Source organism: Pseudomonas sp. 210_17 TE3656 (assembly GCF_054821965.1).
Window position 1 is genome coordinate 4,146,946 of sequence record NZ_JBTRBC010000001.1, and the last position, 9,555, is coordinate 4,156,500.

Sequence of the window (9,555 nt, forward strand, 5' to 3'; positions counted from 1 at the left end):
ATAGGCAAACGCGGCGCAGTGTACGGGTGTGCACTTGTGCGGGCAAACGCTCAATGCGGTCGTAGCGGCCTGATTGTGTAAGTAAACGCAATCAGGCCTTGGTAGGGGTCAGGCCAGGTGTTCCTGATCGCGGATGATCGCGTCGTCGAGGGCGTCGAGCAGCGCCTTGCGGACCTTGAGTTTGGTGTGTTTGTGCGCATTCATGTTGATCTTCTTCAACTGACGCGCAGCGGCCAACGCTGTTTCCTGCAGTTGTTCGACCGGTACAACCTTGTCGAGGAAGCCGGCATCCACGGCGCTGACCGGGTCGAACATTTCGGCGTTGATCACCGAGCGGTGGAAGGCCGAGCGGCGCAGGCGGTCACGGGCCAGTTCGATACCGGCGTGGTGCATGGTCATGCCGATCTGCACTTCGTTCAGGCCAATGCTGAAAGGGCCTTCGACGCCGATGCGATAGTCGGCCGACAGCAGCAGGAACGCGCCTTTGGCCACGGCATGGCCGGGGCAGGCGACAATGATCGGGAACGGGTGCGAGAGCATGCGCCGGGCCAGGGTAGAGCCGGCGGTGACCAGGCTGACCGCTTCTTTCGGGCCGGCGGTCATCACCTTGAGGTCGTAGCCGCCGGAGAGAATGCCCGGCTGGCCAGTGACGATGACTACGGCACGATCCGTCACCGCCTGATCCAGGGCAGCATTGAACGCGGCAATGACGTCTGGCGAGATGGCGTTGACCTTGCCGTTGTTCAGGGTCAGGGTCGCGATGCCGTCTTCGAGGTGGTAGGTAATCAGCTCACTCATGACACAGTTCCTAAAGGGAGAGTGGAGCAGACGTTACTCAGGCTGGGCAGTGAGGTAAAGCGCTGTGACTGACTGGCCGGTCAGCCTCGGGCGGCTTTTCCGTGCAGGTTGGGGGTGGCGGGTCAGGGGCTGCCGAAGCACTCCAGAGATTGGCGACTTTGCCCTGCGTGCTGCGGTTTTTTCACGGACTGGCTTAAGCGCATGAAAATTCTGAAAAAAACCTTTGCCATCAGAACCTGTTTCGACTACATTAGCGCGCCTCGACAGGCTGAACAGCTTGAAGAGAAACGGTGAAGTGTCCGAGTGGCTGAAGGAGCACGCCTGGAAAGTGTGTATACAGGAAACTGTATCAAGGGTTCGAATCCCTTCTTCACCGCCACATTTAGAAAAGCCCCCGACTTGAAAAAGTCGGGGGCTTTTTGCATTTCAAGCGCTGTAGGAGCGGATTTATCCGCGATGGGCCGCAACGCGGCCCCAAAAGATGGGCCTGCTACGCAGTCCATCGCGGCGGTCCGGCGCCCCGGTAAATCCGCTCCTACAAAAATTCTTTCAGAAACTCACAGAAGCCGACACCCGCGCAGTCCTCGGCGCGCCCTGGAACAGATAGCCATCGCCCAGGTACTCCCCGGCATCCCGCCAGTAGCGCTTGTCGAAGACGTTATCGACCATCAGCCGCAGCGTCGTGTCGTAGCCAGCAATCCTGGTGCTGTAACGGCTGCCCACATCGAACACCGCGTAGCTGCCGACCTCCACCGTCCCTGCTTGATTGGCGTACTTGCTGGCGCTGTAGCGTGCCCCGCCAAGCAGCGCCAGGCCGGGGATCGGCAGGCTGTAATCGGCCTGCACCGCCGCGCGGAAGTTCGGCACGTTGAGCGCCTGATGATCTTCATAATCGGCGGTGCCGCTGTGCTTCACCCGGGCACGGATGGCAGCGGCGCTGGCGTTGATCTGCAGACGTTCGGTCAACCAGCCGCTGGCGCCCAGCTCCAGGCCGATGTTCTTCTGCTGGCCTTGCTGCACGTAGGTGAAGTTACCGGCGCCGTCCGGCCGGGAATACTGGTAGGCCTGGCGCAGCTGGAACAACGCTGCGCTCAGGCTCAGGCGCTGCCAGTCGCGCTTGATGCCGACTTCCAGTTGGTGCGACAGCGTCGGGGCGAGGATTTCGGCGTTGTTGCTGGCGAACCACGGCGCGGTACCACCGGAGGAGATGCCCTTGCTGTAGCTGGTGTACAGGGAGATGTCCGCACGCGGCTTGTAGATCAGGGCAGCGTTGGGCAGCAGTTGATAGTCGCGGGTATGACGACCAGGGTTGCCATCCTCGTCGAAGGTCTTTTCGTCCAGGCGCACCAGGCGTGCGCCCAGCACCGTCTGCCACTGCTCGTTGAAACTGATCCGGTCACTGGCAAACAGCCCGTACTGACGGCTGTCCAGGCGGCGGGTGCTGGAGCCGACGGTTTTGTCGGAGGGTGGCAATGCCGGCGTTTGCTGGTAAATGTTGCCGCTGCCGATCCATTCGTTGAAATAGGGGCGCTGGTCCAGCGTGCGGCGCTGAGCACTGGTGCCGAGCGTCAGCTCGTGACCCACACCCAGGGCATCGAAGTGGCCGTTGAGCGCCGCTTGGGCTTCGTCGGTACGACGGGTGTCGTCGGGGCTGCGATAGTCATAGATGTCATAGTCGCCTGCACTGCTGAAATAGGCCCCCTCGCTCGAGCCCCAGGCAAACGAGCTGTAATCGTCGATCACCACCTTGCTGCGCGAAGCACTGACAGTGCCGGTCCAGTTATCGCTGAAGCGGTATTCGAAGCGCCCGCCCAGGTTCAGGGAGTCGATGGTGACCGGATTGGCCCATTGCTGATAGGCCAGGCGGTCGTGCGGGTCGATGTCGTGGGGCAGGCGGGTGCCGCCCAGCAGTTGATAACCCGGCACCGAACGCTGTTCGCGCTGCTGGTATTCAGCATCCAGTTGCAACAGTGCATCGGGGTTGATCTGCCAGTCGAACGCCAGAGCGGCGAAATCGCGCTTGCCGTCGGCGTGGTCAACGTAGGAGCGGATGTCTTCATGGGCGAGGTTGGCGCGCACGCCGAACTGGCGCTCACTGCCGAACCAGCCGCCAAGGTCGGTGGCGATGTAGCGTTCACCCTGCTCGTTGCTCGACACCGTCACCGAGCGCACATCCTCCGGGCGTTTGGTGACGTAATTGATCAGCCCGCCGGGTTCGGCAACGCCGCTCTGCAACCCGGACAGACCCTTGAGCAACTCGACCTGCTGTTTGTTCTCCAGCGCCACATTCTGCTCGCCGGCAATGGTCTGGCCGTTGATCTTGTAGCTGCTGGCGGCGTTGAGCTCGAAACCGCGCACGTTGAAGTTTTCGTAGTAGCCGATCGGCGCATAGCTTTCGCCCACCGAGGCATCGCTTTGCAATACTTCGCTGAGCTTGCGCACCTGTCGATCGGCCAGCAGTTGCTCGCTGAACACCGCCACCGACGCCGGCGTATCGAGCAGTGGTGCCGGGGCAAAACCGGCTACCGACGCCTCCTGTACCTGATAGCCCTCGCTATAGGCTTCGGACACCTTTACCGGTGCCAGAATGATGCTGTCCTCGGCCAGGCTGTGGCAGGCGGGCAGGGCCAGGCTCAAGCCGAGCAGGCTCAACGGCAGGCGAGGGCGGGGCAGGGTCATGCAAAAAGCTCCTTGGGGCATGCAGCAGACGCGCCGTCAGGGTTCGGTCGCGGTCCGGAGGGGCGTAAGTCCAGTGAATTGCAGAGGGCCTGCCGGCATTGCGCCGGGCAGACGGGCGCGCATCTTAGCAGGGGCGACCGGATCCCGGTGCCCCTGTTTCATGCAGGGTGGCAAACGATAGAACGAACGAGCCGAGCGTCGATTCAGCGATTGGCGGCCGGTTGTGTATGGCGGCGCCAATGGCCGTTGAGCTTCGACCAGGTCTTTTTGTCGGTGATCGCCATCAGCTTGCGGCCATCCTTGAAGGTGGCCAGGAAAGTGATTTCTTCCTCCTTGCCACCCAGCCACAGGCCGGCAATCAGGCCGACCGGTCCTGCCACCAGGGCCCCGGCCATGCCCCATCCCAAGGCGCTGCCCAGGCTGCGGTTGGACTCCTGATTGGCAACGATCAGTTCGCTGATGCGGGTAAGGGCGATTTTTTCCCCGGGAGAAGGGCTGCGGCAGGTCTTGAGTGTGAGCGATCCATTGCGGTACTCGCCTTCACCTTGCAAGAAATCGCCGGACTGAACCGTGAGTCTTGTCATCGTGGCATCCAAATAGAAGGGGCTGTTGAGCAATCCCTACTCAAGACCCGGGACCGCGACAAGTCAATTGGCAGGCGACGGAGGGTCGCCTGGCGCGTGCTCACAGTTATGTAATTTTTTTGCGGATCAGATTGGAATAGATATAACGGGTTGTCGCGTTCTTATAATAAAAGTTCGATTTTGCAACTAAAACTGTTAGGTCAGTTTTCGTTTAATGCCCCGAATTTTGTCGTTGGCGATATATCGCAATTTGCGCAAACTGCTGCGACCCCGTTAAACCGGGCTTCTTCGCGGGATAATCGTTAGTTAAATAACGATATAGAAAAAATGACGTCAAAAAAGCTGGACAGTTCATTTGCGAGTGTGTCAGTTTTTCTCCGCCTCATAAAAGGCGAGTGATAGGACGATCTCGCCGCGGGAGCGTCCTGTCGGACAACAACTGCTTTTTTGTAAACAAGGAAGTGTCTGTATGTCGAAAGTCAAAGAAAGCGCTATTGTTTCTGCCGGCTCCGTATTGCAACCCCATGGTGTAAGTACGGCGTTCGGGCTGATCAATAGCTTCGGCCATCAGTATGATCGCGGCGGCAGTGCGACAGTCAATGGCAAACCTTCGTTCTCGGTCGATCAGGCCGCTACCCAGTTGCTGCGCGATGGCGCCGCCTGGAAAGACCTGAACAAGGACGGCACCATCAACCTGACCTATACCTTCCTGACCAAGGCCCCGTCCGATTTCTACGGTCAGGGCCTGGGCGCGTTCAGCGCCTTCTCGGCGCAGCAGAAGGCACAGGCCAAGCTGTCCATGCAGTCCTGGGCAGATGTGGCGAAAGTGACCTTCAAGGAATCGGCCTCAGGTGGCGACGGTCACATGACCTTCGGCAACTACAGCGATGGCAGTACCGGTGGCGCGGCGTTTGCCTACCTGCCGTTCTACGGTCCCGGTTCGAACATGGGCGAGTCCTGGTATCTGATCAACAACCAGTACCAGGCCAACATCAATCCGGAAAACGGCAACTACGGGCGTCAGACCCTGACCCATGAAATCGGCCACGTGCTGGGCCTGTCTCACCCGGGCGACTACAACGCCGGGGAAGGCTACCCGACCTACGCCGATGCCTCCTATGGCCAGGATACCCGTGGCTACAGCGTCATGAGCTACTGGAGCGAGAGCAACACCAGCCAGAACTTCACCAAGGGCGGTGTACAGGTTTACGCTTCGGCACCGCTGATGGACGATATCGCCGCCATCCAGAAGCTCTACGGCGCCAACACCGCCACCCGTTCCACTGATACCGTGTATGGCTTTAACGCCACCGCCGATCGCGATTTCTACTCGGCCACTTCGGCTTCGTCGAAAGTCGTTTTTGCCGTGTGGGACGGTGGCGGCAACGACACCCTGGACTTCTCCGGTTTTACCCAGAACCAGAAGATCAACCTCAATGAAGCATCGTTCTCCGACGTCGGCGGCATGATCGGCAATATTTCCATTGCCAAGGGTGTCACCGTGGAGAATGCCATCGGCGGTTCGGGCAACGACCTGCTGATCGGCAATGCGCTGGCCAACGCGCTCAAGGGCGGTGCCGGCAACGACATCATCTACGGCGCCGGTGGTGGCGACCAGCTCTGGGGTGGTGCCGGTTCCGACACCTTTGTCTTCGCTGCCAGCAGCGATTCGGCCCCGGGCGCGTCCGACCGGATCATGGATTTTGTCAGTGGTCAGGACAAGATCGACCTGTCGGCAATCTCCGCCTTCGCGGTCAACAAGTTGCCGCTGCAGTTCGTCGATGCCTTCAGCGGGCATGCTGGCGAAGCGGTGCTGAGCTTCGACCAGGCCAGCAATCTGGGCAGCCTGTCCATCGACTTCACCGGTAACAGCCTGTCTGATTTCCTGGTGACCACCGTCGGTCAGGCTGTCGCCACGGATATCGTGGTCTGATTGCCAACCCTTGGGGAGCAGCGCTTCGGCGCTGCTCTTTGGCCCTGAGCAAGGTAGGTGGATGATGCTACGCAAACCCATGGTCGCGCTTGGCGCGGTATCAATGATGTTGATCACAGAGGTCGGTATGGCAAGCAGCCTGTTACTGCCCAATCCCGCGCAATTGGCCGGTGACTGGGAGCTTTATGCTGAACATGAAAAAGCTGCGGCTTGCCAGCTGCAGCTGCGTGCGCCGGAAACCCTCCTGGAGGGCGATCTTCAATGCCTGCAGCAACTGATCGGCCAGCCCGCCAGCGGCTGGTTGGTGACCCCGGATACTCTTGCGCTGATGGGCGCTGATGGCAGCGCGCTGGTGCACTTCAATCGATACAAGCCCGGCCTGTACAAATGGACAACGCCGGCAGGGAAAACTCTTTTTCTGGAGCGTAAGAGTAAAGAATAAGAAGGTGTAAGTAAGTGCCGATTTTTCAGGGATAGAAAGGCGGACAATGAACAGGTCGAATACTAAGGCCAGTGCCCCGTTGTGGATGGCGCTGGCTCGCTACAAGTCAATATTGATCAGTGTTGGTTGTTTTACCGCACTGATCAATATCCTCATGCTGGTACCCTCGATTTATATGTTGCAAGTCTATGATCGGGTGCTGTCATCGCAAAACGAAACGACCTTGTGGATGCTGACGCTGATGGTCGTCGGCTTCTTCATATTTATCGGTGTGCTGGAAGCCATTCGAAGTTTCATTGTTATCCGCGTCGGCAATCAGTTGGAGCAAGGGTTCAACCTGAAAGTGTATCGCGCGGCCTTTGCACGTAACTTGCGTCAAGCGGATGGCCAGGCGGCGCAATCCCTCAATGACCTGACCCAGGTGAGGCAATTTGTCACCGGCCCGGCGCTGTTCGCCTTTTTCGATGCGCCCTGGTTTCCGATCTATCTGGCGGTGATTTTTCTCTTCAACGTCTGGCTCGGGGTCATGGCCTGTGCGGGAGCGCTGTTGCTGATCGCCCTGGCCGTGCTCAACGAGCGCCTGACCCACAAACCGCTGGTTCAGGCCAGTGGCTTTCAACAGCAATCCACTCACCTGGCCGACAGTCACCTGCATAACGCCCAGAGCATCCAGGCCATGGGCATGCTGAGTACCTTGCGCAATCGCTGGTTCGCCTTGCACCGGCGTTTCCTCGAGCTGCAAAACCAGGCCAGCGACACCTCGGCAGTGATCACCGCGATCAGCAAGTCGTTGCGCCTGTGCCTGCAATCGCTGGTACTCGGCCTGGGTGCCTTGCTGGTGATCGAGGGGCAGATGACCCCGGGGATGATGATCGCCGGCTCCATCCTCATGGGCCGGGTGCTGAGCCCCATCGACCAGTTGATTGCGGTGTGGAAGCAGTGGAGCGGGGCGCAAATGGCTTATCAACGTCTTGATGGTCTGCTGCGGGAGTTTCCCGAGCCGCCGGTGCCGATGGCGCTGCCAGTGCCGACCGGGCGCCTGAGTTTCGAGCAGGTCAGCGCCGGTCCGCCGGGCAAGCGGGTCGCGACCTTGCAGCAGATCAGTTTCAACCTGGCGGCCGGTGAGGTGCTGGGAGTGCTGGGCACCTCCGGTTCCGGCAAGTCGACCCTGGCCAAGGTGCTGGTCGGCATCTGGCCGACGCTGGCCGGTACTGTGCGTTTGGATGACGCTGACCTACACCGCTGGGATCGCGAGGCGCTTGGCCCGCACATTGGCTACCTGCCACAGAACATCGAATTGCTGCGCGGCAGCATTGCCGAGAACATCGCCCGTTTCACCGAGCTGGAAGGCCACAAGGTGGTCGAGGCCGCGCGCCAGGCCGGTGTGCACGAACTGATCCTGCGTTTGCCACAAGGCTACGACACCCGGCTCGGTGAGGAGGGCGGCGACCTGTCGGGCGGCCAGAAGCAACGTATCGCCCTGGCGCGCGCGCTTTACGGTGGTCCAAGCCTGATTGTCCTCGATGAGCCGAATTCCAACCTCGACAGCAGTGGAGAAGCCGCCCTGGCCGCAGCCATTGCGCAAATGAAAGCCCAAGGCCGCACCGTGGTACTGGTGACTCATCGCAGCGCCGCCCTGGCCCAGGCCGACAAGTTGCTGGTGCTCAGTGAGGGGCGTCTGCAGGCCTTCGGCCCGGCCCAGGAAGTGATGCAGGTACTGAACCGCGCGCAGGAGCAGGCCCAGCGCCAGGCCCCCGCGGCCAATGCGGCAATCGGCGCAGGAGGTGGTGTATGAGTCAGATCAGTGGCGAGACGCTCGGCACAAGTCGTGACGCACGCTTCTACGTTCGACTGGGCTGGCTGCTGACGCTGGTCGGCTTCGGCGGCTTTGTTGCCTGGGCCACGCTGGCGCCGCTGGACCAGGGCATTGCCGTACAAGGTACGGTGGTGGTTTCGGGCAAACGCAAGGCGGTGCAATCGCTGACCGGTGGGGTGGTCAGCCGTATCCTGGTCAGAGAAGGGCAGAGCGTCAGGCAGGGACAGCCGTTATTCCGCCTCGACCAGACCCGGGTCCAGGCCGATGTGCAGTCACTGCAGGCTCAGTACCGGTTGGCCTGGGCCAGCCTGGCGCGCTGGCAGAGTGAGCGCGATAACCGCAAGGACATCGAGTTTCCCGCGCAGTTGAGTGCCGATTCCGATCCGCAATTGAGCCTGGTGCTGGAAAGCCAGCGGCAACTGTTCAGCAGCCGCCGCGAGGCTCAGGCGCGGGAGCAGGCCGGGCTGACCGCCAGCATCGACGGGGCCGTGGCCCAACTTGCCGGCATGCGCAGGGCCAGGGGCGACCTGCAGGCCCAGGCCGATTCCCTGCGTGAGCAATTGGCCAACCTCAAACCCTTGGCCAGCGAGGGCTACATCCCGCGCAACCGCCTGCTGGACTACCAGCGCCAGTTGTCGCAGGTGCAGCGCGACCTGGCGCAGAACAGTGGCGATAGCGCGCGGCTGGAGCAGGACATTGTCGAATCGCGCCTGAACCTGCAGCAACGCCGTGAGGAATACCAGAAAGAAGTGCGCAGCCAGCTGGCCGAAGCCCAGCTCAAGAGCGTCACCCTGGAGCAGCAACTGACCTCTGCCGGCTTTGACCTGCAGCACAGTGAAATCCTCGCCCCGGCCGACGGTATTGCCGTCAACCTCGCGGTGCACACCGAAGGCGCGGTGGTGCGTGCCGGCGACACGCTGCTGGAAGTGGTGCCCCAGGGCACAGCGCTGGAAGTGGAGGGCCGGCTGCCGGTCAACCTTGTGGATAAAGTCGCGGTGCAGTTGCCTGTGGATATCCTTTTCACCGCCTTCAACCAGAGCAGTACGCCGCGGGTGGCCGGTGAAGTTGCGTTGATATCCGCCGACCAGTTGCTCGACGACAAGACCGGCCAGCCGTACTACGTGTTGCGCAGTACGGTCAGCGAGCAGGCCCTGGCGCGCCTTGACGGCCTGGTGATCAGGCCAGGCATGCCGGCGGAACTGTTCGTGCGCACGGGTGAGCGCTCGCTGCTCAACTACCTGTTCAAACCCCTGCTCGACCGGGCAGGCACCGCCTTGACCGAACAATAGGAAGCCCGCGAATG

General features: G+C 60.9%; 7 protein-coding genes and 1 tRNA gene. 5 read left to right on the forward strand and 3 right to left on the reverse strand.

What is annotated here, in order from left to right; genetic code table 11:
- Positions 1 to 108 precede the first annotated feature (108 nt).
- A complete protein-coding gene (locus ACVI9W_RS19475; RefSeq protein ID WP_038608447.1) occupies positions 109 to 798 on the reverse strand; it encodes a crotonase/enoyl-CoA hydratase family protein in 690 nt (229 codons plus the stop codon).
- A gap of 289 nt (positions 799 to 1,087) precedes the next feature.
- On the opposite strand from ACVI9W_RS19475, the gene ACVI9W_RS19480 reads away from it, so the two are divergent.
- Positions 1,088 to 1,177 (forward strand) — tRNA-Ser (locus tag ACVI9W_RS19480).
- 170 nt (positions 1,178 to 1,347) lie between these two features.
- On the opposite strand, the gene ACVI9W_RS19485 is transcribed toward ACVI9W_RS19480, so the two are convergent.
- Together ACVI9W_RS19485 and ACVI9W_RS19490 are read right to left on the reverse strand one after the other, a co-directional pair.
- Positions 1,348 to 3,477, reverse strand: a complete 2,130-nt coding sequence (locus ACVI9W_RS19485; RefSeq protein WP_461530885.1) for a TonB-dependent siderophore receptor — start codon at positions 3,475 to 3,477, stop codon at positions 1,348 to 1,350.
- 203 nt (positions 3,478 to 3,680) lie between these two features.
- Positions 3,681 to 4,061 carry a hypothetical protein gene (locus ACVI9W_RS19490; RefSeq protein WP_038616306.1) on the reverse strand — a complete coding sequence of 127 codons (381 nt, stop codon included), beginning with the start codon at positions 4,059 to 4,061 and terminating at the stop codon, positions 3,681 to 3,683.
- A gap of 469 nt (positions 4,062 to 4,530) precedes the next feature.
- On the opposite strand from ACVI9W_RS19490, the gene ACVI9W_RS19495 reads away from it, so the two are divergent.
- The 4 genes from ACVI9W_RS19495 to ACVI9W_RS19510 all read left to right on the forward strand — a co-directional run bounded on the left by ACVI9W_RS19495 (position 4,531) and on the right by ACVI9W_RS19510 (position 9,541).
- Complete coding sequence (locus ACVI9W_RS19495; protein WP_461530886.1) at positions 4,531 to 5,994, forward strand: serralysin family metalloprotease; 1,464 nt, start codon at positions 4,531 to 4,533, stop codon at positions 5,992 to 5,994.
- Positions 5,995 to 6,055: 61 nt separating this feature from the next.
- Complete coding sequence (locus ACVI9W_RS19500) at positions 6,056 to 6,436, forward strand: AprI/Inh family metalloprotease inhibitor (protein WP_461530887.1); 381 nt, start codon at positions 6,056 to 6,058, stop codon at positions 6,434 to 6,436.
- Positions 6,437 to 6,482: 46 nt separating this feature from the next.
- The gene (locus tag ACVI9W_RS19505; protein WP_461530888.1) at positions 6,483 to 8,231 is read left to right on the forward strand and encodes a type I secretion system permease/ATPase; all 1,749 of its coding nucleotides are present in this window, start codon (positions 6,483 to 6,485) and stop codon (positions 8,229 to 8,231) included.
- Positions 8,228 to 9,541, forward strand: a complete 1,314-nt coding sequence (locus ACVI9W_RS19510) for an HlyD family type I secretion periplasmic adaptor subunit (protein ID WP_461530889.1) — start codon at positions 8,228 to 8,230, stop codon at positions 9,539 to 9,541. Before ACVI9W_RS19505 ends, ACVI9W_RS19510 begins: the two co-directional genes overlap by 4 nt.
- The last annotated feature ends 14 nt before the right edge of the window (positions 9,542 to 9,555 follow it).